The organism is Kitasatospora sp. NPDC040550 (assembly GCF_055594965.1).
In genome coordinates, this window is record NZ_JBVIWC010000002.1 from 484,519 (window position 1) to 511,005 (window position 26,487).

The 26,487-nt window shown below is 75.0% G+C and carries 23 protein-coding genes; 15 read left to right on the top strand and 8 right to left on the bottom strand.

Annotated features, from left to right (window positions below; genetic code table 11):
• Positions 1 to 137: 137 nt before the first annotated feature.
• Positions 138 to 1,100, top strand: a complete 963-nt coding sequence (locus ACZ58X_RS04920; protein WP_470332266.1) for a DUF389 domain-containing protein — start codon at positions 138 to 140, stop codon at positions 1,098 to 1,100.
• A 34-nt stretch (positions 1,101 to 1,134) separates the two neighbouring features.
• Here the strand turns inward: ACZ58X_RS04920 and ACZ58X_RS04925 are convergent, their stop codons facing one another.
• From ACZ58X_RS04925 to ACZ58X_RS04935, 3 genes are all read right to left on the bottom strand, one after another.
• Entirely contained in the window at positions 1,135 to 2,313 is a 1,179-nt protein-coding gene (locus ACZ58X_RS04925) for an MBL fold metallo-hydrolase (protein WP_470332337.1), read from the bottom strand.
• Positions 2,314 to 2,670: 357 nt separating this feature from the next.
• Positions 2,671 to 3,123: a MaoC family dehydratase gene (locus tag ACZ58X_RS04930; RefSeq protein WP_387924648.1), complete on the bottom strand. Its 453-nt coding sequence runs from the start codon at positions 3,121 to 3,123 to the stop codon at positions 2,671 to 2,673.
• A 108-nt stretch (positions 3,124 to 3,231) separates the two neighbouring features.
• On the bottom strand, positions 3,232 to 3,675 hold the full coding sequence (locus ACZ58X_RS04935) for a pyridoxamine 5'-phosphate oxidase family protein (protein ID WP_470332267.1): 444 nt from the start codon (positions 3,673 to 3,675) through the stop codon (positions 3,232 to 3,234).
• A 149-nt stretch (positions 3,676 to 3,824) separates the two neighbouring features.
• Here ACZ58X_RS04935 and ACZ58X_RS04940 point away from each other — a divergent pair, with 149 nt between their 5' ends.
• The 13 genes from ACZ58X_RS04940 to ACZ58X_RS05000 all read left to right on the top strand — a co-directional run bounded on the left by ACZ58X_RS04940 (position 3,825) and on the right by ACZ58X_RS05000 (position 18,215).
• The gene (locus ACZ58X_RS04940; RefSeq protein WP_470332268.1) at positions 3,825 to 4,676 is read left to right on the top strand and encodes a hypothetical protein; all 852 of its coding nucleotides are present in this window, start codon (positions 3,825 to 3,827) and stop codon (positions 4,674 to 4,676) included.
• Positions 4,677 to 4,813: 137 nt separating this feature from the next.
• The gene (locus tag ACZ58X_RS04945; RefSeq protein ID WP_470332269.1) at positions 4,814 to 5,437 is read left to right on the top strand and encodes a hypothetical protein; all 624 of its coding nucleotides are present in this window, start codon (positions 4,814 to 4,816) and stop codon (positions 5,435 to 5,437) included.
• Complete coding sequence (locus tag ACZ58X_RS04950) at positions 5,431 to 6,369, top strand: hypothetical protein (RefSeq protein WP_470332270.1); 939 nt, start codon at positions 5,431 to 5,433, stop codon at positions 6,367 to 6,369. Before ACZ58X_RS04945 ends, ACZ58X_RS04950 begins: the two co-directional genes overlap by 7 nt.
• Positions 6,370 to 6,434: 65 nt before the next feature.
• Entirely contained in the window at positions 6,435 to 7,283 is an 849-nt protein-coding gene (locus tag ACZ58X_RS04955; protein WP_470332271.1) for an SAF domain-containing protein, read from the top strand.
• Positions 7,283 to 8,632 (top strand): hypothetical protein, encoded by a 1,350-nt coding sequence (locus ACZ58X_RS04960; RefSeq protein ID WP_470332272.1) that lies wholly within the window; start codon positions 7,283 to 7,285, stop codon positions 8,630 to 8,632. Before ACZ58X_RS04955 ends, ACZ58X_RS04960 begins: the two co-directional genes overlap by 1 nt.
• Positions 8,622 to 10,256 carry a CpaF family protein gene (locus ACZ58X_RS04965; protein WP_470332273.1) on the top strand — a complete coding sequence of 545 codons (1,635 nt, stop codon included), beginning with the start codon at positions 8,622 to 8,624 and terminating at the stop codon, positions 10,254 to 10,256. The genes ACZ58X_RS04960 and ACZ58X_RS04965 overlap by 11 nt, the downstream gene beginning before the upstream one ends.
• The gene (locus tag ACZ58X_RS04970; protein ID WP_470332274.1) at positions 10,256 to 11,215 is read left to right on the top strand and encodes a type II secretion system F family protein; all 960 of its coding nucleotides are present in this window, start codon (positions 10,256 to 10,258) and stop codon (positions 11,213 to 11,215) included. Before ACZ58X_RS04965 ends, ACZ58X_RS04970 begins: the two co-directional genes overlap by 1 nt.
• Positions 11,212 to 12,090, top strand: a complete 879-nt coding sequence (locus ACZ58X_RS04975; RefSeq protein ID WP_470332275.1) for a hypothetical protein — start codon at positions 11,212 to 11,214, stop codon at positions 12,088 to 12,090. Before ACZ58X_RS04970 ends, ACZ58X_RS04975 begins: the two co-directional genes overlap by 4 nt.
• Positions 12,091 to 12,141: 51 nt before the next feature.
• The gene (locus ACZ58X_RS04980) at positions 12,142 to 12,441 is read left to right on the top strand and encodes a hypothetical protein (RefSeq protein WP_470332276.1); all 300 of its coding nucleotides are present in this window, start codon (positions 12,142 to 12,144) and stop codon (positions 12,439 to 12,441) included.
• A gap of 47 nt (positions 12,442 to 12,488) precedes the next feature.
• Positions 12,489 to 12,863: a TadE/TadG family type IV pilus assembly protein gene (locus ACZ58X_RS04985; RefSeq protein ID WP_470332277.1), complete on the top strand. Its 375-nt coding sequence runs from the start codon at positions 12,489 to 12,491 to the stop codon at positions 12,861 to 12,863.
• The gene (locus tag ACZ58X_RS04990) at positions 12,860 to 13,414 is read left to right on the top strand and encodes a TadE/TadG family type IV pilus assembly protein (protein WP_470332278.1); all 555 of its coding nucleotides are present in this window, start codon (positions 12,860 to 12,862) and stop codon (positions 13,412 to 13,414) included. Before ACZ58X_RS04985 ends, ACZ58X_RS04990 begins: the two co-directional genes overlap by 4 nt.
• Before the next feature lie 149 nt (positions 13,415 to 13,563).
• Entirely contained in the window at positions 13,564 to 14,046 is a 483-nt protein-coding gene (locus tag ACZ58X_RS04995; RefSeq protein ID WP_470332279.1) for a hypothetical protein, read from the top strand.
• 176 nt (positions 14,047 to 14,222) lie between these two features.
• Positions 14,223 to 18,215: a LysM peptidoglycan-binding domain-containing protein gene (locus ACZ58X_RS05000; protein WP_470332280.1), complete on the top strand. Its 3,993-nt coding sequence runs from the start codon at positions 14,223 to 14,225 to the stop codon at positions 18,213 to 18,215.
• Positions 18,216 to 18,347: 132 nt separating this feature from the next.
• On the opposite strand, the gene ACZ58X_RS05005 is transcribed toward ACZ58X_RS05000, so the two are convergent.
• Positions 18,348 to 18,878, bottom strand: a complete 531-nt coding sequence (locus ACZ58X_RS05005; RefSeq protein ID WP_470332281.1) for an HAD domain-containing protein — start codon at positions 18,876 to 18,878, stop codon at positions 18,348 to 18,350.
• Positions 18,879 to 19,050: 172 nt separating this feature from the next.
• Here ACZ58X_RS05005 and ACZ58X_RS05010 point away from each other — a divergent pair, with 172 nt between their 5' ends.
• Complete coding sequence (locus tag ACZ58X_RS05010) at positions 19,051 to 21,237, top strand: hypothetical protein (protein ID WP_470332282.1); 2,187 nt, start codon at positions 19,051 to 19,053, stop codon at positions 21,235 to 21,237.
• 232 nt (positions 21,238 to 21,469) lie between these two features.
• Here the strand turns inward: ACZ58X_RS05010 and ACZ58X_RS05015 are convergent, their stop codons facing one another.
• From ACZ58X_RS05015 to ACZ58X_RS05030, 4 genes are all read right to left on the bottom strand, one after another.
• On the bottom strand, positions 21,470 to 22,876 hold the full coding sequence (locus tag ACZ58X_RS05015; RefSeq protein ID WP_470332283.1) for a S53 family peptidase: 1,407 nt from the start codon (positions 22,874 to 22,876) through the stop codon (positions 21,470 to 21,472).
• A gap of 285 nt (positions 22,877 to 23,161) precedes the next feature.
• Positions 23,162 to 23,920: a 3-oxoacyl-ACP reductase FabG gene (gene fabG, locus ACZ58X_RS05020; protein WP_470332284.1), complete on the bottom strand. Its 759-nt coding sequence runs from the start codon at positions 23,918 to 23,920 to the stop codon at positions 23,162 to 23,164.
• Positions 23,921 to 23,977: 57 nt separating this feature from the next.
• Entirely contained in the window at positions 23,978 to 25,177 is a 1,200-nt protein-coding gene (locus ACZ58X_RS05025) for a thiolase family protein (RefSeq protein ID WP_470332285.1), read from the bottom strand.
• A 58-nt stretch (positions 25,178 to 25,235) separates the two neighbouring features.
• Positions 25,236 to 26,399, bottom strand: a complete 1,164-nt coding sequence (locus ACZ58X_RS05030; protein ID WP_470332338.1) for an acyl-CoA dehydrogenase family protein — start codon at positions 26,397 to 26,399, stop codon at positions 25,236 to 25,238.
• Between the last annotated feature and the right edge of the window lie 88 nt (positions 26,400 to 26,487).

A 26,487-nucleotide genomic window follows, 5' to 3' on the forward strand; every position in this document is an offset into this window, starting at 1 on the left:
GTCGGGCACCTTGACGGGGCGGGCCGGTGGGGCGGGTGGGGCGGGTAGGCAGGTGGGGCGGGCCGAGCGGGCGGGCGGGGCGTCAGGTTCTAGGGTGGGCGGGATTTCCGTCCCGTCCGCTACGTACCGGAGAGCCCGTGCTGCACCTTCGCCTGATCGTCCCGCCCGACCTGCGCGAGCCGGTGCTCGGCTGCCTGGACGACTCGGTCGGGGTCACCCACGTGGTGGTCCTGCCGGACGCGGCCGTCCGGCCCGCCGGGGACGTGGTGCTCTGCGACGTGGCCCGGGAGGCGCTGGACGAGGTGCTGGGCGCACTGCGCGGGACGGGCCTGGTCGAGCGCGGGGCGATCGACGTCTCGGCGCTCGACCTGACCCTCTCGGCGGCGGCCGACGAGGCCGAGCGACTCGCCCCGGGGGAGGGGGCCGACGCGCTGGTGTGGGAGTCGGTCTCCGAGATCACCCACGAGGAGTCCACCCTCAGCTGGGTGTTCCTGGCCTTCCTCACCGTCGCCACCATGCTGGCGGCCTGCGGCTCGGTGCTGGACAGCGCCATCCTGGTCGTCGGCGCGATGGCGGTCGGCCCGGAGTTCGGGCCGCTGGCCGGGCTCTGCGTGGCGATCGTCCAGCGCCGGACGCGCCCGGCGCTGCGCTCGCTGAACGCCCTGGTCACGGGCTTCCTGGTGGCGATGGCGCTGACCGTCTGCTTCGGGCTGCTGATGGACGCTCTGGGGCTCTTCTCGGAGGCGAGGTTCGACGCCGCGCGTCCGAACACCTCGTTCATCTGGCAGCCCGACGCGACCTCCTTCGTGGTCGCCTTCCTGGCGGGCGTCGCCGGGCTGCTCTCGGTGACCTCGGCGAAGGCCGGCACCCTGGTGGGCGTCGCGATCTCCGTCACCACCGTGCCGGCCGCGGCCAACGCGGCGGTCGCGCTGGGCTACGGCAAGGTCGATCAGTTCTGGGGCTCCAGCGTGCAGTTGCTGCTGAACCTGCTGGGGATCGTGCTGGCCGGGGTGCTCACCCTGGTGGTGCAGGAGGCGGGCTGGGCGGTGATCCGACGCCGCCGGAGGACCGGCGGAGAACAGCGGAGGGCGAACAGATGACAGCGAACAGATAACAGATTTCAGCGAACAGATTTCAGATGACAGAGTTTGAAATCTGTTCGCTGAAACCCGTCGCCTGTTCCCGCACCTCCGTCTGCTCCGCGACCAGCGGTTCGATGCCGCGCGGGGTGGCCGCGACAGCGCGCCACCACAGCCGCAGGGCCGGCGGGTCGGCGGGCTCGAATGGTTTGCCGGGGCGGGGTACCGCCAGGTGGGCGCCGAGTGCCTGGGCGGCGGTGACCACGCGCTCGGCGGGCTCCTCCCAGGGGTGGATCGCCAGGTTGAAGGTGCACCAGTGGATCGGCAGCATCAGCTCGCCGCCCAGGTCCAGGTGCGCCCGGACGCCCTCCTCCGGGGTCATGTGCACCTCGGGCCAGAACTCGCTGTACGCCCCGACCTGCATCATCGTCGCGTCGAACGGGCCGAGCCGGCGGCCGATCTCCGCGAAGCCGGGGAAGTAGCCGGTGTCCCCGCTGTGGAAGATCCGGTGCCCGCCGCCCGCGACCACCCAGGACGCCCAGAGGAACAGCGCGCTGGTGCGCGGGCCCCGGCTGCAGTAGTGCCGGGCGGGCGTGGCGGTCAGGGTCAGTCCGGCGACCTCGGCCGACTCCCACCAGTCCAGTTCGACGATCCGCCCGGCCGGCACGCCCCAGTGCTCCAGGTGCGCCCCGACCCCGAGCGGCACCGCGAACACCGCGCCGCTGCCGATCAGGGCCTTCACGGTGTGCATGTCGAGGTGGTCGTAGTGGTCGTGCGAGATCACCACCACGTCCACCGGTCCGAGTTCGGACAGCGGCAGCGGCACCGGGTGCAGCCGCTTGGGGCCGGTCCAGCCGAACGGGGAGCAGCGCTCGCCCCAGACCGGGTCGATCAGGACGCGTCGCCCGCCGATCTCGGCGAGCACGGTGGCGTGCCCCAGCCAGGTCAGCCGCAGTCCGGAGGCGGGCGGGGCGGCGAGGTCGACCGGGAGCAGCCGGTGCACCGGTACGGCGGCGGACGGCGCCCGGCGGCTCTTGTCCCCGCTCAGCTGGGCGAGGGTGATCTCCAGCGGGCTGCGCTCGTAGACCAGGCGGCGGGTGGGCACCGGGTTGCGGAAGGCCCCGTCGGAGAACTGCGGCGAGCGGCGGATCCGGGCCAGCCGTTCGCCCCGGGGGTCGGCCCCGAAGGCGTCGGTGCGGACCCGGTGCCAGGCGGCCCGGGGCAGTCCGGCCAGGCCGGGGAGTGGGCGGTCCGGGGCGCCGCGGCCGAGCGCGGCGCGGTCGGCCTCCGGTGCGCTGGGCGGCGGCGCGAACTGTGACGTCAGACCGGCGAGACGGGAGAACCACGGGGCGGGGCGGGGCACGGCTCCTCCTGGGACGGTCACGGCTACCGGGCAGGCCGGGGCGCGTACCCCGGGGGCCGTGGGGCCACTGGGGTACGACAACCATCTCGTCGGACGTTACTCGCCGTGGGCCGTTCGGACCCGGTGAGGAGCCCGGCACGGTCCAATCGGCGTACCCGGGGCCCGCCGTCGGGTCCGTACCGAGGGCCCGCCGCCGGGCCAGTGCCCCGCGCCCCCGTCGGCCCGCCGCTACGCGTAGAAGCGGGTGATCGCCTCCGCGACGCAGTGCGGCTTGCTGCTCCGCTCGCTGGTGATGGTGAAGCGCACCACCGCCTGGACCCCGCCCGGCACCTCGGTGGCCGAGAGCAGCTCGGCGGTGGCCCGGATCGCGGTGCCGACCGGCACCGGGGCCGGGAAGCGCACCTTGTCCGAGCCGTAGTTCAGCGCCATCCGCACGCCCTCGACGCCGTAGCACTCCTTGGCCAGCACCGGGATCATCGACTGGGTCAGGTAGCCGTGCGCGATGGTCGAGCCGAACTGGCTCTCCTTCGCCCGCTCCGGGTCGACGTGGATCCACTGGTGGTCGCCGGTCGCCTCGGCGAACAGGTCGATCCTCCGCTGGTCGATGGTGTGCCACTCGCTGGTGCCCAGCTCGGTGCCGACGGCGGCGGTCAGTTCGGCGAGGGAGGCGAAGGTCGTCACGGTGCGCTCCTGGAGGGGACGGCCCCGGGGAGGGGTCACGGGGGCAGGACGCCGGAAGCGTATGCCTACCCGCCGGTACCTGTCAGGAGCGGAGTGCGAAAGCCGAGCTCAGGGCCGCAGCAGCGGTCGGTCGAGCGAGCTCTGTCCGGTGGGGAACAGCCGTCGGCCGCTCACCAGTTCCGGCACCAGGGCGATGAACAGCGGCTCCGGGTCCCCCACCCACGGCCGCAGGCCGGAGCGCAGCACCCGGCGCACCTGCTCGGGTTCGCTGACCGCGTCCGCCCGGCCGTGCACCAGCACGCTCCACCCGGTGCGGGTCACCGGGTCCAGCAGGTCCGCCTGGAAGGCCACCACCGTGCCGTCCAGCCCGCGCGCGGTGGCACTTCCCCGGCGCACGGCGAGCACCAGCCGCCCGTCCAGGACCTCGAAGGAGACCGGCAGGACGGCCGGCAGTGCGTGCTCGGTGTACACCACGCGCCCGACGGGCACGGTGCTGAGCAGCCGTAGGCACTCGGCCTCGCTCAGGGTCTCCACTCGGTCCTCACGCTCCATGCGTCCGATCGTCCTCGGTCGGCGCGGGCGTCGATAGGGCCCATGGTCCCTGAGCGGACGGGCCGGGAGCCCCGTCGGCGCCCGCCCGGAGCGGTAGCCTGCCCGGCGTCGGGATCGGTGGAGGGGCGGGCGCAGGAGGGGGCGGACGGATGGCCGGCGGGATCGATCTGGTGGTGATCGGGGCGGACGGCGGGCCCGAGCGGGCCTACGGCGGGTCGGCGCACGCCCCGGCGGGCGCCCGGCTGTTGGCCGAGGTGCTGCCCGGGATGTGCTTCGACACCGGTGCCGCGGGCTGCCGGGTGACGGCCGTGGCGCCGGACGCGGACGCCAATGCGATGCTCACGGCCGTCCGGGACGCGGCCCGGCGCCCCGGCCGCTGGCTGGTGGTCTGCCTGGTGGGCCAGTTGGTGGCCGACCCGCGCGGGCGCCGGCTCGCCCTGGTCACCGGCGGCAGCACCCCCGGCAACGCCTACCGGCGGGGCCTGGCCTGGGACTGGGTGGTCAGCGCGATGGTGCACGGGGACCAGGAGGAGGCGCTGCTGCTGGTCGACGCGGTGGCCGACCGGGACACCTGGACGGCGCTGGAGCGGGCCGGCGAGGACAGCGCGGGCGAACTGCTCAGCTACTCCCGGGTGCCGCTGTGGGGCCGGATCGGCCGCTACGCCCCGGGCAGACGCGGCCGGGACGCCGTACTGCCGGGCGAGGAGGGCTCGTTCAGCCGGGCGCTCACCACCGTCCTGCGGCAGGGCGTCCCGGGTGCCCCGGCGGCGGTCGCCCCGCTGGACCTCCAGCCCGCCGTGGCCGGGCTGCTGGACGGTGGCGATCCGTCCGGTGGTTCGGGAGCGCCGGGCGCGCGCCTGCTCGTTCCGCCGCACGGCGGGCGCTTGTTGATGCGCAATCGGGCCGCCGTTCGGGGCGCATTGGCCGGATTGTCGCTTTCCGAAGAACTGTTGGCCGTTCTGTGGCGGGAAAGTGCCCCGACGGAACCGCCTTACGCGTAAGGTCAGGGGGCCTGAGGTGTTGCCGTGATGGGGTGGGTTGGCGAAGAATCGATCCCCAGCGGAAACATCGGCGGGTCTTCGGAATTCTCCTGGCGACCGTTGATCACGGATCGGCTCGGTCGCGACGAGGTGGGGCGATGCGGCAGCGCGGAAATGTGTTGCGCCCTGGGGCGATTGGGACTGGCGGGGCGGTTCTGGTGTTGCTGCTCGGCGCTTGTGCGAGTGGCGGTGGCGGCGGTTCCGTCGATCGTCTCGGGTCGCCCGTGCCCACGGTCGCGGGAGTGAACCCGTTAACTCCTTCGGGTGGTCCGGCAAACGGCGCGATCGCGCCGACCGACGGACCGGAAGGGGCCCGGGGGCGGCTGGCCCTGAGGACGTATCAGGACTGGTGGCAGGCGCAGGCCACGGCCTTCGGGCGTACGGATTCGGACGGTTCCGCGCTCGAGGCGTACTCGTCCGGGCGGGCGCTGTCCGACGCCCTGGTCGGCCTGCGTCAACTCCACGACGCCAAACTGGTGATGACCGGAATGCCGCGGAATTCGGCGGTGGTGAAGGCCGTCGACCTGAATGCCGATCCGCAGACCGCCGTGATCGAGGACTGCCTCGACCTCTCGGACTGGCACCGCGTCGATGCCGTCACCCGTACCGCGAAGGATCCGGCCGACCGGCTCGACCGCTATCTCGCGACCGCTTCCCTGCGATGGTTCCAAGCGCACTGGCTGATCTACGACTTCAAGCGAGAGGTGGACCGGACATGCTGAACTCGCGGAAACCGGGCCGACGGTTCGCGGCCGTCGCATCGTTGTCCGCCGGGCTGTTGTTGTCCTCGGCGGCAACGGCGACCGCGGACGAACCACCGGGCGCCGGGGCGGAGACCTGTTCCCCGAGCGTGATCTGCTCGCACGCCGGAACCGGCGGGAGTACCGGCTCGACGACGGGCCCCGCGCAGGGCGGGGGCGACACCGGGAGCGGCGGGCCGCAACTGTGCAGCTACCACGGCACCCAGTGGGCCTGCTACGACCCGGAGCGCGGCTACTTCAACAGCGACGTCGGGTGCTACTTCCGGCCCTTGGACGCGCAGCCGCCGGAGGGGGACCCGGCCTGGGAGGGACACAAGCCCTCGGAGGGCGCCGTCTACTCCAGGGTCTGTCCGCAGACCGGCGGCGGGCAGGACGGCCTGCAGACCCAGTTCGTGAGCAACGCGGCGGGCGCGACCCCGGTGATCGACCTGACCGTGCAGGCGAAGCTGCTCGCCGACCGGATGGCCTTCCCGACCCCGAAGGCGAGCCTGGCGCCCAAGGACACCGCGGTGGTCAAGCTGCCGGTCTGGCTCTGGGCCGAGGGCATGGTGGCGCCCAGGCCGAGTTCGCTCACCGTGCCGGGCGCCTCGGTCACCGTCACCGCGCAACTGAACGGCATGACCTGGGACTTCGGTCAGGGCATGACGGTGGACTGCGCCACGGCCGGGACGCCGTACGACCCGAAGTACGGGGACGCGAAGTCCCCCGACTGCGGCTACGAGTTCGCGGTCGGCTCGGGCACCCGCAAGGGCGGAGTGTTCACCGGCACGGTGACCGCGCACTGGCGGGCCCATGTGGTGATCACCGGGCCGAACGCGAAGACCTTCGACATCGACATGCCGCGCGGAGCGGACCTCGCGCTCAAGGTCGCCGAGGTTCAGGTCCTCAACTGACCGCGCCACAAGGGCAGTTCGGCCACTGACGATCAGGAAAGCGAACGAGGGAAGGGCGGAACCCGGTGGAGAACCGTACATTCGCGACGCCGGGGTCCGGCACGCCGGCGGGCGCCGCGGTGTCCGTGGCGGTACCGGAGCAGCAGGACCAGGGCCGGGGCCGGGGCACGCCGCACGCGCCCGGGCGCACCATGCGGGCCCGGCGCCGGCGCCCCGCGGTGCTCGCCATGGCGGTCGCGCTGATCGCGGCCGGCGGACTCGGCGGCGCCGTCCTCTACAACAGCACCGGCCAGCGGGTCGCGGTGCTGGCGCTCGCCCGGGACGTGCCCTGGGGGCAGGTCATCACCGACGACGACCTGGTGGTGGCCCGGATCGCGGGCGACCCGGCGCTGCGGCCGGTGTCCGCCCAGGACCGGGCCAAGGCGGTCGGCCTGCGGGCCGCCACCGACCTCAAGCGCGGTGCCATGCTGACCGGTTCGGACCTTGCGCAGGGCCTGACCGTGCAGCCGGGGCAGATCGTGGTCGGGGTGTCGGCCAAGCGGACCCAGCTGCCCGCCAGCCGGCTCCAGCCCGGGGTGCAGATCGTCGTGGTCAACACCCCCGACAACGGCCGGCCCGACTCGCTGGCCGCGACGGTCATCACCGTCGGCCGGGTGGACACCGACGGCAGCCAGGTGATCGACGTGGCGGTCGGCACGGCGGACGGGCCCCGGCTGGCGCAGTGGGTGGCCGGCGGACGGATCCAGGTGCTGCTGGCCCCGCGCGCCGCCACCGGCGCCCCGGCCTCGCCCTCGGCCGCCCCTTCCGGCGCGGCCCCCACGGGCGCCACCCCCTCGGGCACGACGCCCGCCGGCGGGGCGGCCCCCGCGGGCACCGGCGGGCCCTCGACCCCGGCCGGGGCGGGTGGCGCCTGATGGCGGTGATCGCGGTGGTCGGCGGCCCGGGCGCGCCCGGGGCGACCACCACCGCCCTGGCACTGCTGCTCGCCTGGCCGCTCCAGCCCGGCCGCCGGATCCTGCTGGTCGAGGCAGACCCGGACGGCGGCGCGGTGCTGGCCGGCGCCCTGGAGGGCCGGGTCGAGGCGGTGTACGGGCTGCGCAACCTGGCCGTCGCCGACCGGCGCGGACTGCTCGCCCAGACCATCTGGGAACAGCTCATCGACCTCTCGCCCGAGGGCGACGCCGAGCGCCTGCTGCTGCCCGGCCTCACCGACCCGGCCCAGGCCCCCGGCCTCGCCTACACCTGGGAGCCGCTCGCCGAACTGCTGCACGGCATCGAGCAGCAGGGCTACGACGTCATCGTCGACCTCGGCCGCTCCGGCGCCACCGGGGCCGGCGCGGTGCTGGCCCGCCGCGCCGACGTGGTGGCGGTGACGGTCCGCAGCACGCTGCGCGGGCTGAGCGCCGCCCGGCCGCGGCTCGCCGCGCTCGGCGAGGACCTGGCCGCCGCCGGGACCGGGACGGACGCGCTCGGGCTGCTGCTGGTCTCCGAAGGGCCCTACTCGGGCGCCGAGGTCTCCCGCGAGTTCGGCCTGCCGGTGCTCGGTGAGCTGCCGCACGCCCCCCGCACCGCCCGGGTGCTCTCCGACGGCGGGGACACCACCGACCGGCGGTTCATCCGCTCGGAGCTGATGCGCACGGCGCGGTCGGCGGCGGACGAGGTGCAGCTGCTGGTCCGCCGACGGCGGCAGCGGCTCGCGCCCACCGCGGGCCCGACGGCGGCGTCGCTGCCGCCGACCCCGGTGCCGGTGGCCCCGGTGCCGCCGACGCCCATTCCACCGACGCCGGTGCCGCCCGTGGCGCCCACGCCTGGCCCGTACGGGCAGGCCGGGTACGGGCCGCAGGCGTACCCGGACCGGACGTACCAGGGTCAGGCCCAGCCCGGCCACCCCCAGTTCGCGCAGCCCGGCCACCCCCAGTTCGCGCAGCCCGGCCACCCCCAGCCCGGCCACCCTCAGCCCGGCCACCCCCAGCCTGGTTACCCCCAGCCCGGCTACGGCCAGGCGGCCCCCGGGCCCGCCCCCGGTGAGGCGGAACCGCCCTCGTACGCCCCGCCGGTGATCACCACCGGCCCGGTCGCGCCGCTCGCCGGGCTGGCGCCCCAGCCGGCCGCCCCGGCGCCGTTCCCGGCGCACGTCCAGGGGGCCGCCGGGCCGGCCGACGAGGACGACGGCCCCTACCAGCTCCAGCAGCCGACGGTGACCGACCGTCGGACCGACGACCGCCACCCCTACGACCCCGGGGAGGTGCTCCGTGCGCGGTAGCCCCCTGCACCAGCACCCGACGGCCGACCCGGCCGCCCTGCCCTGGGCCGCGCCCGTCCCGGCCGCCGCACCGCAGCAGCAGCAGCCGTACCAGCCGGGCCCGGTCGCGCCGCATCCACATCCACATCCGCAGTCGCAGTCGCAGTCGCAGCCGCCGGCGCCCCAGCCGGTGGCCCCCGGGCCGACCGCCGTGCCCGCCCAGCTGCCCTCGCTGGACGTGCGCGGCAGCGCCACCCGGCCGGCCGTCGACACGCAGGTCGCGCGCGAGCTCAAGCGCCAGGTCGCGGCCGAACTGCACCAGCAGATCACCCGGTTGACCGCCACCTCCGGTGCCGAGCCGGACCGGGCCACCCGCCGTCAGCGCGGCCGTGCGCTGATCGAGGAGGCGGTCGCCCGCTGGTCCGATGCGTACGCCCAGACCCACGGCATCCCGCCCACCCGGGAGCAGGACCGCGCCCTCGCCGAGGCCGTCTTCGACCTGCTGTTCCGGGCCGGCCGCCTCCAGCCCTACCTGGACGACCCGGAGATCGAGAACATCCTGGTCAACGGCTGCGACGACGTCTGGGTCTCCAAGGTGCACCAACCCCTGCGCCAGGTACCGCCGGTGGCCGACAGCGACGCCGAACTCGTCGAACTCCTCCAGGACCTGGCCCGGCAGCACGGCGGCGGCGAGCGCAGCCTGTCCACCGCCAGCCCCACCCTCGCCCTGCGGCTGGAGGGCGGCATGCGCCTCCAGGCGCTGACCGAGGTGACGCCCCGCCCGTACGTGGCGATCCGCCGCCACCGGGTGGCCTCCGCGACGCTCCCCGAGATGGTCGAACTCGGCACCCTGGACGGGACCTTGGCTGCCTTCCTGGCCGCCGCGATCCGGGCCCGGAAGAACGTGATGATCACCGGCACCCAGGGCGTCGGCAAGACCAGCCTGCTGCGCGCGATGGCCGCAGAGATCCCGCCGGACGAGCGGATCGGCACCCTGGAGTCGGAGTTCGAGCTCTGGCTGCACACCCTCGGCCACCTGCGCCAGGTCGTCCCGATGGAGGCCCGGGAGGGCAACGGGGAGCGCGTCGAGGGCCGCCTGGCCGGGGAGTTGACGATCGGCGACCTCATCCCGGCCGCGCTGCGGATGACCCTCTCCCGGATCATCGTCGGCGAGGTCCGCTCCGGCGAGGTCGTCCCGATGCTGCGGGTGATGACCAACGGCGAGGGCGGCTCGATGTGCACCCTGCACGCCCGTGGGCCGCACATGGTGGTCGACCGCATCGCCGAACTCTGCCTCGAGTACGGCTCGCACATGACCGACGCGCTCGCCTACCGGCTCACCGCCAACGCCCTGGACCTCATCGTGCACGTCTCCATGGTCGACGAGACCGCCGTCGGCGGCCGTCGGCACCGCTTCGTCTCCCACGTCCTGGAGGTCACCGGCCTCGGCGAGAGCGGCCGGCCCGCGCTGAACACCGTCTTCGGCCCCCGGCCGGACCTCGGCGAGCCGCGCGCCGTCCCGCACACCCCGCCGCAGTGCCTGGACGACCTGCGCCGGGCCGGCTTCGACGCCTCGCTGCTCGGCTCCCGGTACGGGAGTTGGGCCGCCCCGCTCCAGCTGCGGATCGGCGGTGGCGCGCGGTGATGCTGCTCTTCGCCCTGTGCGGGCTGGCGCTCGCGGGCGGCCTGGTCGCCCTGGTGGTCTGGGTGCGCGGCAGCGAGCCCGTCGACGAGGACGAGACGGCCGGCCGGGACAACCCGCTGGCGGGCCGCGCCCACGTGTTCTGGTACGGCGCCCCCGGCAGCGCCTCGCTGCGGATGGTGCGGCTGCGCCGGATCCAGCTGCCGCTGGCACTCGTCGGCGCCCCGCTGGCCTGGCTGTTCACCCGCATCCCGCTGACCGCCCTGCTGGTCCCGCTGGCGGTCTTCGGCCTGCCCTGGCTGTTCGACACCACCCGCCCGGACACTCACCGGATCGAGCGGCTGGAGGCGCTCTCCGAGTGGACCCAGCGGATCGCCGACGTGCTGCTGCTCGGGGTCGGCCTCAACCAGGCCATCGTCACCAGCCGCCGCACCGCCCCCGCCGCCCTGGAGGAGGAGATCGGCGAACTGGCCGCCCGGCTGCAGGCCCGCTGGCGGCCCGAGGAGGCGCTGGACGCCTTCGCCGACAGCCTGGCCGACGCCACCGCCGACAAGGTGCTCGCCGCCCTGGTGCTGCGGGCCGGGGACAGCGGACCGGGCCTGGCCCGGACGCTCTCCGACATGGCCGAGTCGGTGCGCGAGGAGGTCCGCCAGCGCCGCGCCATCGAGGCGGACCGGGCCAAGCACCGCACCACCATCCGCTGGCTGGTCGGCATCATCGTGCTGGTCGTCACGGTCGGCTCCTTCAACAGCGAGTACACCCGCCCGTACGGGACCTTCCTCGGCCAGATCGTGCTGGCCGTGGTCGCCGCCCTGTTCGTCGCGATCATCGCCTGGATGCGGGCCCTGGCCGCGCACCCGCCGGTGCCCCGGCTGCTCGCCCCGGACCGGCGCAGCAGGAGCGGGCGCCGGCTGCGCGGTTCCGGGCCGGAGCCGGTCGAGCGGCTCGGGGAGGTCCGGTGATCTCCCCCTGGTCCGTGCTGGCCGGCGCCGTCGCGGCCGGCGGCCTCGCCCTGCTGGTCGCCGAACTGCGGCCGGCGCCACCGGACCTGCGCCAGGCGCTGGACCGGCTGCACCGCACCCCGGCCGACCGCGAACCGGACCCGGACGAGCGGCCGCGCTGGTACGACCGGATCGGCGAGCGCTCGCTCACCCTGCGTGGGGTGACGATCCCGCGCCGCGAACTCGCCCTGATCGGCCGCACCCCGGCCCGCTTCATGGTGCACAAGCTGCTGTTCGCCGCGCTCGGCCTGCTGCTGCCCGCCTACCTGGGCGCGATGGCCGTACTGATGGACGTCGGCCTGCCGTTCGCGCTGCCGCTGGTGGCCGGGCCGCTGCTGGCCGGGCTGCTGTGGTTCGTCCCGGACGCCGTGGTGCGCGGCGAGGCCAAGGAGGCCCGCACCGAGTACCTGCACGGCATCGCCGCCTACCTGGAACTCGTCGCGATGGAGCGGGCCGCCGACTGCGGCCCCGCCGAGGCGCTGCGCCGGGCGGCCTCGGTCGGGCAGGGCGTGGTGTTCCGGCGGATCCGCGACGCGCTGGAGCGCGCGGCCACCGACCGGCTCCCGCCGTGGGCCGGACTGGACGCGCTGGCCGAGGAGTTGGGCCTCAGCCCGCTCCAGGACGTGGCCGACATCATGCGGCTGTCTGGGACCGACGGCGCCGCCGTCTACGACACCCTGCGGGCCCGGGCCAAGGGCCTGCGCGGCGAACTGCTCGCCGAGGACCTGGCCCGGGCCAACGCCGACAGCGAGCGGATGGTCGCGCCGGGCGCCGCCCTGACCCTGCTGATGACCGTCCTGATCGTCTTCCCCGCACTCCACCAGATGCTCAACTGACCTTCCCGACCGAGCAGCTGACACCACACACCACACCCCCGGGAGACCCCGATGACCGTACGACTCGTCCAGCTGGCAGGCCGGGTGCTGCGGCCCGTCCTGCTGCCCGTGCAGTTCGCCCTGCTGTTGTTCACGCTGCGGATGGGCCGGCTGCGGGCCGCCCGGGCCCGCGGCGACCGCGGCGCCATCAGCATCGAACTCGCCCTCGCCATCATCGCGTTGGTGTTCGTCGCCGGGGCCGTCGCGACCGCGCTGTACCTGTTGAAGGACAAGGTGGTCACCAAGGTCGAGCAGGACCCGAACCTGCCCGGCGGTGGCGGCGCGGGCGGCGCGGGGGGCGCCACCAAGTGATCCGGGCCCGTCGCCGTCCGCTCCGCCGCCGGGGCGACCGGGGATCGATGAGCATCAGTCTGGCCATCGTCTTCCCGGTCGTCCTGCTGCTCCTGCTGCTGGTCGTCCAGGCCGCGTTGATCTGGTACGACCGGCAGGTCGCGCTCACCGCCGCCCGGGAGGGCGTGGACGCCGGCCGGGTGCAGGGCAACGCGACGGAGCAGGCGGCGAACGAGGCCGCCGCGCGCCAGGCCCGGGACTTCCTGGACCGGCAGGGCGTGCACGCGTACCAGGTGGGGACGGACGACAGCACGGCCGACACGATCAAGGTCACGGTGGAGCTGACGCCGCCGCTGCTGATCCCTGGGCTCACCGGGCCCAGCGTCCGGCAGTTCGCCGAGGCGCCGCGCGAGCGCTTCGTCCCCCCGGTGGTGACGCCGTGAGGCGGGCACCGGCCGGTGCCGACCGGTCGGAGGGCGAGCGGCGGCCGGGGCGCCTGGGACGGGCGGAGCGGCCGGGGCGGTCCGGACGGTCGGGACGCCTGGGACGGCCGGGGTGGCGGGGGCGGCTCCGGCGGCCGGACCGGGGCGGGGTCGCGATCGAGGCGGCCATCGTCGTGCCCGGCGTGGTCGCACTGGTGCTGCTCGCGATCGCCGCCGGGCGGGTGCAGACCGCGGCCGGCACGGTCGAGGCCGCGGCCCGGGTCGGGGCCCGGACCGGCTCGCTCCAGCGCAGCGTCACCGCGGTGGACGAGCCTGCCAAGAAATCCGCGCTCGCGACGCTGCGCCAGCAGGGCGTGTCCTGCCGCAACTCGGACGTCCAGGTCGCCCAGGCGCCGATGGACCTGCCGGGCGGCCGGGTGGTGGCCGTGACGGTCACCGTGACCTGCGACGTCGAACTCGCCGACCTGCTCGGCGGACCGTCCGGGCTGCCCGTGACGAAGCACCTCGTCGGGGAGTTCACCTCGGTGATGGACCGCTACCGCGGCACATGACCACGGCAGGGGGCGGCGCACGGGCCGCAACGGGCGCGGCCGGGGGATTGGGGACGGCCCGCGCGGGGGAGACGCAAGCGGAGAGCGCTCGGGGGATGACGCAACGACACCGAGGGGCGCCCGGTGGGGAGCCGGTGGGGAGAGATCGTGTGGATCGGGGGGAGGAGGTGCGGGTGCTGAGCGGGCTGCGGGGCCGCCGCCGGCGTACGGCCGGGCGACGGTCCGACCGGGGCGCGGTCGCCCTCTTCGTCGCGATCTGCGCCGCCTACCTGGTGCTCGTCATCGCGCTGGTGATCGACGCGGGCGGCCGCCTGCGGGTCGCCGAACGCACCGACGCCTACGCCCAGGAGGCCGCGCGGGTCGGCGGCCAGCAGCTCGACCAGGCGGACGTGTTGCAGGGGAAGGGCTTCAAGGTCCGCCAGGACTACGTCCGGCAGGCCGCCGGGATCTACCTCGACCGGTACGGCCTGAAGGTCGACGACGTCGTCTTCTCCGACGACGGCAAGGTCGTCACCGTCACCGTGCGGGCCGACTACCGGCCGGTCCTGCTGGGCGCCCTCGGGGAGCGGAAGGTAACGGGCAAGGGCAGTGCGACCCTCGTCCACGGAGTCGAGAAAGCGGAGACCGACTGATGGCCGCGCCACGTGCCAAGGACCAGGCCCGTACCGCCCAGGCCCGTACGGTTGGGGCCGGCGCCGGCCCGGGCGGAACCGGGAAGAGCGGAGCCGGGAAGAACGGCGCCGGAAACGGTGGAACCGGGAACGGCGGAACCGGGCAGCCCGGAACAGGGAAGGGCGGCAGGCCGACGGTGAGGGGGCACGCCCGCCCCGGGCGCCGCCGACCAGGCCGTGGCGGCGCGGTGCTCGCCGCGCTCGCCGCCCTGGTCACCCTGCTCGCCCTGCTGTTCGGCGTGCCCGCCCTGCTGCTGTACGGCACCCAGGCCGTCGCCTCGATGGGTGAGGTCGCCTCCGGCGGGGTGGGCGAGGCGCTCACCAGTCCGGACGACGGGCGGCTGTTCCTCTGGCTGCTGGTGGTGGTCGGCTGGCTGGCCTGGGCGTGCTTCGCGCTCTCCGTCCTGCTGGAGATCCCCGCCCAGCTGCGCGGCCGGATCGCCCGCCGGATCCCGGCCTTCGGCTGGAGCCAGCGGATGGCGGCCGGGCTGGTCGGCTCGGTGCTGGCGCTGCTGCCGGTGGCCGGTTCGGCCTTCGCCGCGGTTCCCGAACTCACCCAGGGCCCGTCCGCCCAGGCGCAGTTGACCCCGGGCGTGCAGCGGGCCGCGCTGCCCGCCGCCCGACCCGCGGCGGCGCCCGTCCAGGCGGCGGACCAGCAGCCCACCTACACCGTGCGGGACAGCCGTCCGGCCGACAGCCTGTGGTCCATCGCGGAGCGCCAACTGGGCTCCGGGGAACGCTGGGTGGAGATCGCCAAGCTCAACGAAGGCCGGGTGATGGGCGATTCGGGCATCCGTTTCGACGCGGAGCGGCCGATCCAGCCCGGCTGGGAGCTGCTGATGCCGACGGACGCCAAGCCGGACGAGGCGAAGGCCCCGGCGCCCGCCCAGGCCGCCGGGCAGGAGTCCGGACCGGCCTCCGGACCGGCCCAGGGGCCTTCGTCCGGCGGCTCCTCGGCCTCGGCGACGGCCGCCACGGCGCAGGTGCCGCAGGCCGGGACCGAGCCGGGGGCGGACGGGCCGAAGACGGTGACCGTCCGGTCCGGGGACAGCCTGTCGGCCATCGCCCAGCGGGAGCTGGGGGACGCCGAGGCCTGGCCGAAGCTGTTCGAGGCCAACAAGGGCGTCCAGGCGCCGGACGGGGAGCGGCTGACCGACCCGGACGTGCTGGAGCCGGGGATGGTGCTCACCGTGCCCGGCGCGGCCGCCCCCGCGCCCGCGCCCGCCCCCGCGCCCGAGCCTGAGGGTTCCGGGGCCGGGGCCGGGCAGGCGCCCGCCCCCGCCCCCGCCGCCACGCCCCAGCCCGCGCCGGCCACCCAGGCCCCGACACCGAAACCGACACCGACGCCGACACCGACCCACGCCCCCGACCGCGCACCCGCCCCCGCCGCGCACGCCTCCCCGGCACCCAGCGACGACTACAGCGTCGCCCTCGCCGCGTCCACCGTGGGCGTGCTGCTCGCCGCCGTCATGGTCGGCACCGTCGCCTACAAGCGCGGCACCCAGCAGCGCGGCCGCCGCCCCGGCCACCGCATCGCGATGCCCGAGGCCGAGGCCGCCGCCTTCGAGAACGAACTGATGGTCCGTCAGGACCAGGCCGGTCTGGAACTGCTCGACCGCGCCCTGCGGACCCTGGCCCGCAACACCACCCGTGGCGGCAAGCGGCTGCCCGCGATCGTGGCGGCCCGGATCACCCCCGACCACACCATCGAGCTGCACCTGTCCGGCCCGGCCACCCCGATCGCGCCGTTCCGCGCCGCGCACGCCGCCAACGTCTGGTGGTGCAGCGAGGAGTCCTCCGACCTGCTGAGCCCCGCCCAGGCCCGCAAGACCCCCGCGCCCTACCCCGCGCTGGTCACCCTCGGCACCTCGCCCGACGGCTCGGTGGTCCTCGCCGATCTGGAAGCCGTCCGGCTGCTCCACCTGTCCGGGCACCCCGACGACGCCCGCGCCGTGCTGCGCACCCTCGCCATCGAGCTCGCCCACAGCCCGCTGGCCGACCGGCTCCACCTGCACCTGGTGGATCTCGCCGAGGAGGTGCCGATCACCGGACCGGCCGCCGAGCGGGTCCACCGCCACCCCACCCTGGAGGCGGCGCTCGCCGCGCTCGGCCCGCGCACCGCCAAGGCCCGCGCCACTCTGGTCGCGGCCGAGGCCACCAGCCCGCGCGAGGCCCGCAGCCGGGGCCAGGCGGACGAGTCCTGGGTGCCCGAGATCGTGCTCTGCGCCCAGCAGCCCGGCGGGGACACCCCGGCCGAGCTCGGCCGCCTGCTGGACGCCCGCCCGCGCACCTGCGTCGCCGTCATCACCCGCGCCCCCGAGCGCGGCACCGGACCGGTCGCCCGCTGGACCCTGCCGGCCACCGGCCAGGCCGCCGTTCCCGGCCTGCACCTGACCGTCGAACTCCAGCGGCTGGACGACCACCAGTACGACCAGGTCGCCGAACTGCTCCGGGTCGCCGACGACAGCACCCAGCACCCGGCGCCCGCCTGGACCCTGGACGGTCCCGGCCTCGACCCGGACGAGGACACCGACACCACCGAACTCCCGCTCGCTGTAGCGGTGCTGGCCGCCGTCGGCGCTCCGGGGGCGGCGGCCGAGGAGGACGCGGGAGCGGCGGCCGGTCCCCGGCTGCTGGCCCGGGTCATCGGGACCGGCGCCAGCCCGTTCGCCGGGACCGACCCGGTCGCGCCCGCTCCCACTGCTGCTCCGCTGCCGGCTCCGGTGCCCGGGCCCGCCGCTGTCCCCGCTCCCACGCCGCCCGGCCCGGCGCGCTTCGCCGTCAACGGGCAGGGGCGGCAGGCGGCCACCGGGACGGAGCAGCCCGCCGACGAGGCCACCCGCGACCTGCGGTTGCCGGGCGCGCCCGGGGAGTCCGCGGAGGCGGGCGAGCCGGTTGAGGCGGTTGAGCCGGTTGAGGCGGGCGGGCCCGCCGGGCCTGCGGAGTCGACCGGGGCGGACGGTCCGGCCGAGGCCACGGTGACGGTGCTCCCCGTCCAGCCGGTGCGACCCGTGGCCCCACAGGCGCCCGCTGTGGCCGCTGCGCCCGCTGTGCCCGCGTCGCCCGCGTCGCCCGCGTCGCCCACCGAGCCGGTGCCGACGCACCAGAGCGCGCCCGCGCCCACCGGCGTCGACCCGCGCGTCCCGGCCCGGCCGGACCCCGGCGTCGGCCCCGTCCCCGGAGCCGTCCCCGGTCCCGAGGGCGGTCCTGACGGCGGCTCCGAGGGCGGCTCCGCCGGTGCGGCGACGGCGACGGCGACGGTCGAGCCCGGCCCGGCCGCCGTCGCGCCCGTCGCCCGGACCACGTCCGGCCGCAGCGACAGCGACGACCTGCTCGCCATCCTGCGCTCCCCGGAGGCGCACACCCCGCGCAACGCCCCCCGGATCCGGCTGCTCGGACCGGTCGACGTGGCGGGCACCCCCGGCGCCGTCGAACCCGGGGCGCTGCCCCGGCTCACCGAACTCGCCGTCTACCTCGCGCTGCGGCCGGGCGCCGACCACCACGCGCTCGACCACGACCTGCACCCGGGCGCCGCCCACCTCGACCCGCACCCCACCGCCGCCGACGCCAGGAGCCCACTGCCGGCCAAACTTGCCGACCTGGCGGCATGGTTCGGCAGCACACCGGACGGCCGCGCCTACCTGCCCACCGACACCACCGAGGGCTACGCCTTCGCCCCCGCCGTCACCTGCGACTGGGACGAGTTCCGCAGCCTCTACCGGCGCGGCATGCGCAGCACCAGTGCCACCGCCGACGCCGCCCTCGCCCACGCCCTGGCGCTGGTCCGCGGGGCCCCGTTCGCCGAGGCGCCGCCGGCCTCCTACGGCTGGGCCGAGGCCGAGCGCCAGGACATGATCGCCGCGATCGTGGACACCGCCCACGAACTCGCGGCCCGCCGCCTCCAGTACGGCGACCACCGCAGCGCCGAGGCCGCCGTCTTCCGCGGCCTCGCCGTCGCCCCGGACGTCGAACTCCTGCACCGGGACCTCTTCTACGCCTACGCGTCGGCCGGCGCGCGGGACCAGCTCCTGCGTGCCGTCAACCGTCTCGACGCGCTGAGCCGCCGTACCGGCCGGGACCTGGACGCCGACACGGTCGCCCTGCTGCGGGACCTGCTCGCCGGGTCCTGAGCCGCCGGGGCCGCCCGGAGGGCCGACCGGCCGTACCCGATCCGTCGGGTGCGGCCGGTCGGCGTCGGCCGTGGCGGCGGAGCGCTCTCAGGAGGAGCGCTCTCAGGAGGAGTGCGGTCAGGCGGAGCGCGGTCAGGAGGAGTGCGGTCGCGCGGTGCGCAGCCAGGCATCGATGGTGGCGAAGTCGGCTTCGGTGAGCCCGACTCGGGGGTCGACGCGGTGCAGCAGCGCGGCGGCGGGGGAGTTGGCCTCGACCCAGCGCCGGTCGGCCCGGGTGATCTCGTCGTCCACCCAGACGAAGCGGCGTCCGGCCGCCCAGGCGACCAAGGCCGCCGTCTTCCAGTGCAGTTGGGTGTCCGGAGTGCCGTCGTCGCCCGGTCTGTCGGGGTCCGGCCAGTCCACGTACGGCAGTCGGGGCAGGCCCAGTCGGGGTGCGAGGCAGGCGTCGGCGTCCGCCAACCAGGTGGTGGCCCAGACCAGTTGGCAGGGCAGGGCGAGCAGTCGGGGCCCGAGCCCCGGGTCGACCCTGGCCACCAGCGGGTTGCCGCCCGGGCCCGCGCCCGGGCCCGGGTAGGTCGGGTGGCCGCCGGGCGGCGGGGCGCCGAAGGGGATCAGAGGACCGTCGACGTCGAGGAACAGCAGGGGGAGCCCCGGATCGGTCATGACGGCACGATAGCGGCCGGTGCCCGCGGTGTGGTGCGCCGATCGGCCACCCGGCCTGGCTCGGGCGTGCCGGGATCTCGTAGGGTGGCGCGCACGGGACGTGGTGGCAGGCACCACGGAGGCAAGGGCATCAGACGCCGCGGACGCGGCGGGGCGGGGCGGTGACCAGAAGATGGCGGAGACGACTGCTGTTTCCGGAGGTCCCGAGCCGACCGCGGACTCGGGCCCCTGGGACGCCGTACCGCCGCAGCCCGCAGGGCGGCCCGAGGAGCACCCGCCCGGGCCCGCAGCGCTGTACGAGCCGCCGCCCGCGCCCCCGGTGCCGCCCGCGGCCTTCGCCGCCACGGTGCCGCCCGCGCCGCCGGTCGCGCCCACCGGATGGACCCTCACCGGCCTGCCCGCCGCGGGCGCCCAGGCGCCGGCCCAGGCGCCGGCGCCGTACGCGGCTGCGGTGCCGACGGTCTCCGCGGCAGCCATGCCGTCGACGGCCCTGGCGGGCCCCGGCGGGCTCGGTGCGGCGCCGCGCGGCCGGATCCTGGTGATCGAGGGCGGTTACGGCAACTCCGGCCGCCGCACCTGGGGTCGGGGCGGTCCCGCCCAGGCGCCGGTACTGTCCGCGATGCTCGCGGCCGTGTCGCCGCAGGTACTGCTCGCCGCAGACGCGGTGGACGCCGTCCACCTCCCCGGCGCCAGCGACCCGCACACCGTCCTCGCCCACCTGCGCGCCGCCTCCCGCCACCCGGGCCCGCTGCTGGTCCACCTGGGCGGGCACGTGGTGGCCGACAAGCGCGGTGGGCAGCTCCAGCTCACCCTGCGCGACGCCAAGCAGGACGGCCTGCCGTGGCAGGCGATCGCCGCCGAGCTGAGCCACCGTCCGGCCGAATGGCAGACCCTGGTCATCGCCGACCTGAGCGCCGACCAGAACGCCTGGCCCTACCTCCAGGGCACCGTCTCGCCGCTCAGCGAGGGCATCCCGCTGTGGGCGGTCGTCAGCCCGGACCCGGAGCAGATCGGCACCTTCACCCGCGCCCTGATCGAGGCGCTGCACGGCGGCCGTCCGGGCGCGGGCGAGGTGCTGGCCCCTGAGCAGCTGCGCCAGCAGGTGTACTCGGTGCTGCGCCCGGACGTGGTCATCCTGGCCACCCACACCCCGGACCGCCCGGTCTTCCGCAACACCGCCCGCCGGGGCGAGGCCCCGGTGGCGGACGTCGTGCTGCCGGTGCCGGAGGTGCTGGCCGTTGCGGACGCCGTGCCGACCGAGCTGCCGATGCCCGCTGTGGTGCCGCTGCCTCGGCAGGCGGAGCCGCAGGACGCCGTCGGCGAGCGGGCTCCGGTGGCGCCCGCCCCGCTGCCGGTCACTCCCGCCGGCGGGCCGGTGAGCCTGGTCAAGCCCGGAGTGCCGCCGACCCCGCCCCGCCCGGTCCGCCCGGTCAGCCTGCGCAAGGCGGGCGAGCAGCCCGCCGAGGCGGCTGCGGGAGTGAGCCTGCACAAGCCCGCCGCCCCGGCGGAGGAGCCCCCCGCGGCGGGCGTCACGCTGCGCAAGGCCCTGCCGGAGGCGGTCGAGGCGATGGAGGCCGTGGAGGCGGTCGAGGCCGTCGAGGAGGCCGGAACCGCCGCTGGTGCCACGGAGGTTGCCGAGCTCAGCGAGCCGGCTGAGCCGGTCGAGCCCGTCGAGGAGCCCCGGGACGCCGTCCCGGACGAGACCGGCCCGACGGACGAGGTCCCGCAGGACGCGGTGCCGGCCGACGCCGTCCCGGCCGACGTGGTCCCGACGGACGCGGTCCCGGCCGACGTGGTCCCGACGGACGGGGAACCGGTCGCCGAGGCGCCGGCTGCTGAGGGACCGGCCGACCAGCCGCCCGCCCCGGTCGAGGAGCAGGCCGAGGCACCGGCCGCCAACGCGCCGCGCGAGGACTACCGCGAGGTGATCGGACGGATCGTCCGCAGCGCCGACGCGGGGGACCACGCCGCCGCCACCGATCTCGCCTTCGCCCTCGAACTGGAGGCGATCGCCGAGCACGGGGCCGTCTCCGAGCCGGTCCTCCAGGTACGCCAGGTGCGCGCCCACGTGTGCCGGCTCGCGGGCCGGACCGCGGAGGCGGCCGCCATCTACCGTGAGGTCGCCCTGACGCTGCTCCGTTCGCAGGGCGCCGACCACCAGGAGACCCAGCGGGCGGCCACCAACGCCGAGGCCTGCTGGCGCTCGATCGGCGACCGGGCGGAGGCGATCCGGATCGCCCCGGAGATCATCGAGCTGCGCGCCTTCCTCCCGGGCCCGGACAACCGCAAGCTCCGCGCCGCCGAGCGCTACCTGGCCCAACTCGCCGCCGCCGCACCGGCGGTGGCCGACCAGGCCTGACGGCCCGGCCGGGCCGTCAGGCCTGGTCGTGCTCGTCGCCCTCGCCGCCATCGGCGCGCAGCCGCCGGTGGACGGACGGCGCGAACAGCGAACAGCGGACAGGTAACAGATAACAGAAAACAGCGAACGGATAACAGATGTTGAAATCTGTTATCCGTTCGCTGTTACTTGTCAGCTGTCAGGCACCGCGTCCTGACCGACTGTCTACTGCCTACTGCTTACTACCCACTACTTACTGCTCGTTGCCCTGGCTGTTGTCGCCGAACTGCACGTCGCCCGCGATCGCGTGGACGAACTTGGTGCCGTCGATGGTGCCGAGGCCGGACGCGAGGTCGTAGCCCTCGGCGGCGTTGTAGCCGGTGACGCCGCCCCAGCCGTTGTCGCCGTCCTTGACGTCGACGATGCCGCTCCACTTGCTCGGCAGCAGGCTCAGGCCGTACAGGCTCGGGTTGAGCTGGCCGAGGCGGTGGCCGGCGAGCTGGTCGGCGAGCGCGACGATGCCCGAGAACAGCGGGGTGGCCTCGCTGGTGCCGCCGGTGAGGTGCCAGCCGACCGCGGTCGGGTCGTAGGACTCGTAGGTCCAGGCGGCGCCGTCGACGGCGGCGCTCATGCTGATGTCCGGGGTGCCGCGGTGGTTGCCGGTGACGTCGGAGACGCCAGCCTGGTACCACGGGCGCGAGAAGATGCCGGACACGCCACCGCCGCCGGCGCCGGACTTGTCGTGCCACACCTTGTCGGCCGCGGTGCGCTTGCCGTTGTCGTCCAGGGTCAGCTGGGTGCCGCCGATGGAGGTGACCAGCGGGTCCGAGGACGGCCAGGAGTTGACCTTGAACGGGTACAGGTCGGTGCCGTTGGTCTGCGAGTCGGTGGCGCCGTTGTCGCCGGAGGCGGCGAGCACGGTGACGTTGCGGTCGGCGGCGGCCTTGAAGGCGTAGCGCAGGTCGGTCAGCGACTTGAAGTCGCCCTTGTCGTAACCCGGGAAGGTGTTCTCGGTGGCGCCGAAGCTCTGCGAGATGACGTCGCCGACGCCCTTCTTGATGAGGTCCTTCTCGGCGTCCATCATCTCGGGCAGGCCGGTGGTGCCCTCGGTCTCGGCGACGCCGGTCTCGACCAGGACGATGTGGGCGTCGGGGGCCATCGCGTGGGCGTACTCGACGTCCAGGGTGGTCTCGCCGGCCCAGCCGGTGTGGTCGGGGTTCTTCGGGTCGAAGACGGGGACGTTGCCCCACTTGCGCACCTCGACCTGGGTGTCCTTGATGCCCCACTGCTTGTCGAAGACCTCCAGGTCGTGCTGGATGGTCGGCGAGCCGAAGGAGTCGACGATGACGATGGTCCGGCCCTTGCCGGTGATGCCCTCCTTGTACAGCGGGGCCAGGTTGTAGGCGGCCTGGTACTGGACCGGCGAGTAGCAGTGGATGCCGATCTGGCTGACGCACTGGGTGGTGCTCAGCGGCGCCGGGCGGGTGGTGGCGAGGTGGTGGCCGAAGGAGGCCGGGCGGACGTGGACGCCCGAGAGGTCGTGCGCGGGGGCGGCGGTCGCGGCGCCGACGGCCGGAACGGCGACGGTGCCGGCGGTGAGGGCGGTGGCCCCCACGGCGAGCAGAGCCAGGGCACGGCGGAGGGAGGCGGGGCTGCCCATGGGACTCCTTGGGACGCAGAGGGCCCGACCAGGTCCGGTCGGGTCGGTTCGGACATCCCATCGAGCGCCGCATGATCATGCCATAGTCATTTGGTGGGGTCGTTTGACCAGGCACATGGTCATGATCGGCCACGCGAAAGGGTAAAGGCCGCCCCAGGGAAAAGTAACCGCGCACCTGGGACGGCCATGTGATGACGCGTCAGTAATATTCAATGAATATTAACCGTATCTACCCAGCACCCACCCACTTCGCGCACGGGTGCCGGAAATCCGCGTCGGCCGGAGCTACCGGGCCCCGCCGTTGACGTACAGTGTCTGCCCGCTCACGTACGAGGCCTCCTCGCTCGCCAGGAAGGCCACCACCGAGGCGACCTCCTCCGGCTGCCCGACCCGGCGCAGCGGCGTGCGGGAGGCCACCTCGGTCTGGTGGTCCTCGGCGGTGGCGCCGACCCGCTCGGCGGTGGCGGCCGTCATCGGGGTGGCGATGTAGCCCGGGGCGACGGCGTTGACGTTGATGTTGAACGGCCCCAGCTCGATCGCCAGTGTCGCGGTGAGCCCCTGGATGCCGGCCTTGGCGGCCGCGTAGTTGGCCTGGCCCCGGTTGCCGAGCGCGGAGCGCGAACTGAGCGAGACGATCTTCCCGTACTTCTGCGCCACCATGTACTTCTGCGCCACGTGGCTGCAGTTGTACGCGCTGGTCAGGTTGACCGTCAGGACGGTGTCCCAGTCGGCCTTGGGCATCTTGAAGAACAGGTTGTCCCGGGTGATCCCGGCGTTGTTGACCAGGATGTGCAGCCCGCCGAGCTCCTCGGCGACCCGGGCGAAGACCTCGTCGACGGCGTCGTAGTCCGCCACGTCGCAGCCGTAGGCCCGGGCGGTGCCGCCCTTGGCGGTGATCTCGGCGACCGTCCCGGCCGCCCGCTCGGCGGTCAGGTCGACCACCGCGACGCTCGCGCCTTCCTCCGCCAGCCGACGGGCGGTGGCCGCGCCGATGCCCTGCGCCGCGCCGGTCACCACGGCGACCTTCCCTGCGAACCGCGCCATGTCCGTTCCTCCGCTCACTGGATGCTCCCGCTCACTCGAAACCTGTCCCGACCCGTCTCAGACGTTCTCGACCAGCACGGCCGTACCCTGCCCCACGCCCACGCACATCGTGGCCAGGCCGCGCCGGGCGCCGGTGCGGCGCATGCGGTGCAGCAGGGTGGTGAGGATGCGGGCGCCCGAGCCGCCCAGCGGGTGGCCGAGGGCGATCGCCCCGCCGCTGGGGTTGACCACCTCGTCGGCCCGCTCCGGGCTGAACCCGATGCCGTCGGCGGAGGCCAGCGCCTGGGCGGCGAAGGCCTCGTTCAGCTCGGCGGTGTCCAGGTCGGCGAGGTCCCACCCGGCCCGGCCGAGCACCTTGGCGGTGGCCGGCACCGGGCCGATGCCCATCACGTCCGGGTGCACCCCGGCCGAGGCCCCGGCCACGTACCGGCCGAGCGGCCGCAGTCCGAGGTCGCGCAGCGCCTCCTCGCCGACCAGGACGAGCCCGGCCGCGCCGTCGTTCATCGGGGAGGCGTTCCCGGCCGTGACGGTACCGCCCGGGCGGAAGGCCGGCTTGAGGCGGGCGAGCTTGTCGAGGCTGGTGTCCTCGCGGATGCCCTCGTCCTGGCTCACCGTCACCCCGTCCGGCCGTTCGACCGGGACCAGTTCGGCGTCGAAGTGCCCGTCCTTGCGGGCGGCGGCGGCCCGCTGGTGGCTGCGCAGCGCGAAGGCGTCCTGGCGCTCGCGCCCGATGCCGTACCGGTCGGCCACCTCCTCGGCGGTCTCGCCCATGCTGAGCACGCCGTGCAGTTCGGCCATCCGCGGGTTGGTGAGCCGCCAGCCGAGCCGGGTGTCGTAGGTCTCGATCCGGTGCGGCAGCGCCTCGTCGGGGCGGGGCAGGACGAACGGCGCGCGGGTCATCGACTCGCAGCCGCCCGCCAGCACCACGTCGGCCTCGCCGGAGCCGATCGCCCGGGCGGCGAGGGTGACGGCCTCCAGGCCGGAGGCGCAGAGCCGGTTGACGGTGGCGCCGGGGACGGTCTCCGGCAGGCCGGCCAGCAGGACGGCCATCCGGGCGGCGTTGCGGTTGTCCTCGCCGGCCTGGTTGGCGGCGCCCCAGTAGACGTCGTCGATCCGGGCCGGGTCGAGGGCGGGTACGTCGGCGAGCAGGGCGCGCAGCACGGTGGCCGAGAGGTCGTCCGGCCGGACCGTGGCGAGCGCTCCGCGCAGCCGGCCGATGGGTGTGCGGCGGGCTGCGGCGAAGTAGACAGGGCGCACGTCGTGCTCCTCATCGAAGGGTGGTGGGTCGGAGGGTGGTGGGTCGGAGGGTGGTGGGTCAGAAGGCGTTGACGCCGGTCAGGGCGCGCCCGATGAGCAGTTGGTGGATCTGGCTGGTGCCCTCGTAGAGGGTCATCACCCGCGCGTCGCGCAGGTACTTGCCGACCGGGTACTCGTCGATGAAGCCGTAGCCGCCGAACACCTGGAGCGCGTTGTTGGCGGCCCGGACGGCGGCCTCGCTCGCGTAGAGCTTGGCGACGGAGGACTCGGTGGCGAACGGGAGGCCGCGTTCGATGTGGTCGGCGACCTTCCAGGTGAGCAGCCGGGCCGCCTCGACGTCGACCGCGATGCCGGCCAGCAGTTCCTGGACGAGCTGGTGCGAGGCGATCGGCTTGCCGAACTGCTCGCGCTCGCCGGCGTAGCGGACGGCGGCCTCCAGGCAGGCCCGGGCGATGCCGACGCAGCCGGCCGCGACCGACATCCGGCCCTTGGCCAGGGCCGCCATCGCCACCGTGAAGCCCTTGCCGACCTCGCCGAGCCGGGCGCTGTCGGGCACCCGGACGCCGTCCAGGTCGAGTCCGGCGGTGGTCTGGCCGCGCAGGCCGAGCTTGCCGTGGATCTCGGTGCGGCCGAAGCCGGGCAGGCCGGTGGGGACGAGGAAGGCGGTGATGCCCCGGTGGCCCTGCCACTCGGGGTGGTCGCCGCCGGTGCGCGCGAAGACCAGGGCGACGTCGGCCCAGGTGCCGTTGGTGATGAAGGTCTTGGCGCCGCTGATCAGCCAGTCGTCGCCGTCGCGCACGGCCCGGGTGGTGAGGTGGGCGGCGTCCGAGCCGGTGCCGGGTTCGGTGAGGGCGAAGCAGGCCAGGGCCTCGCCCGAGGTGAGCCGGGGCAGCCAGTGCCGCTTCTGCTCCTCGGTGCCGAAGGCGTTGATCGACTTGCCGACCAGGCCGAGCGAGACCGAGACGATCCCGCGCACGGCCGAGTCACCGCGCCCGAGCTCCTCCAGGACCAGGCAGTAGGCGAGGTGGTCGCCGCCGCTGCCGCCGTACTCCTCGGGGATGGTCAGGCCGAGGAAGCCGACCTTCCCGAGCTTGCCGATGATCGCGCGGTCCACCTGTTCGGCGCGGTCCCACTCGGCGGCGTACGGCACGATCTCGCGGTCGGTGAACGAGGCGGCCAGCTCGCGGACGGCGGCCTGTTCCTCGGACAACTCCAGGTTCACGACGGTGCCCACCTCGTTAAACTAGCGCTGCAAGTTTTACGTGTGGACTGTAGACCCGACCCGCCCGCGCTGGGAAGGGGCACCTGCC

Coding starts and splice junctions, on each gene's coding strand:
- ACZ58X_RS04950 (WP_470332270.1), top strand. CDS start 5,431: ATGCTGAACTCGCGGAAACCGGGCCGACGGTTCGCGGCCGTCGCATCG.
- ACZ58X_RS04985 (WP_470332277.1), top strand. CDS start 12,489: ATGAGCATCAGTCTGGCCATCGTCTTCCCGGTCGTCCTGCTGCTCCTG.
- ACZ58X_RS04970 (WP_470332274.1), top strand. CDS start 10,256: ATGCTGCTCTTCGCCCTGTGCGGGCTGGCGCTCGCGGGCGGCCTGGTC.
- ACZ58X_RS05010 (WP_470332282.1), top strand. CDS start 19,051: ATGGCGGAGACGACTGCTGTTTCCGGAGGTCCCGAGCCGACCGCGGAC.
- ACZ58X_RS04960 (WP_470332272.1), top strand. CDS start 7,283: ATGGCGGTGATCGCGGTGGTCGGCGGCCCGGGCGCGCCCGGGGCGACC.
- ACZ58X_RS04940 (WP_470332268.1), top strand. CDS start 3,825: ATGGCCGGCGGGATCGATCTGGTGGTGATCGGGGCGGACGGCGGGCCC.
- ACZ58X_RS04945 (WP_470332269.1), top strand. CDS start 4,814: ATGCGGCAGCGCGGAAATGTGTTGCGCCCTGGGGCGATTGGGACTGGC.
- ACZ58X_RS05005 (WP_470332281.1), bottom strand. CDS start 18,878: ATGACCGATCCGGGGCTCCCCCTGCTGTTCCTCGACGTCGACGGTCCT.
- ACZ58X_RS04935 (WP_470332267.1), bottom strand. CDS start 3,675: ATGGAGCGTGAGGACCGAGTGGAGACCCTGAGCGAGGCCGAGTGCCTA.
- ACZ58X_RS04980 (WP_470332276.1), top strand. CDS start 12,142: ATGACCGTACGACTCGTCCAGCTGGCAGGCCGGGTGCTGCGGCCCGTC.
- ACZ58X_RS05015 (WP_470332283.1), bottom strand. CDS start 22,876: ATGGGCAGCCCCGCCTCCCTCCGCCGTGCCCTGGCTCTGCTCGCCGTG.
- fabG (WP_470332284.1), bottom strand. CDS start 23,920: ATGGCGCGGTTCGCAGGGAAGGTCGCCGTGGTGACCGGCGCGGCGCAG.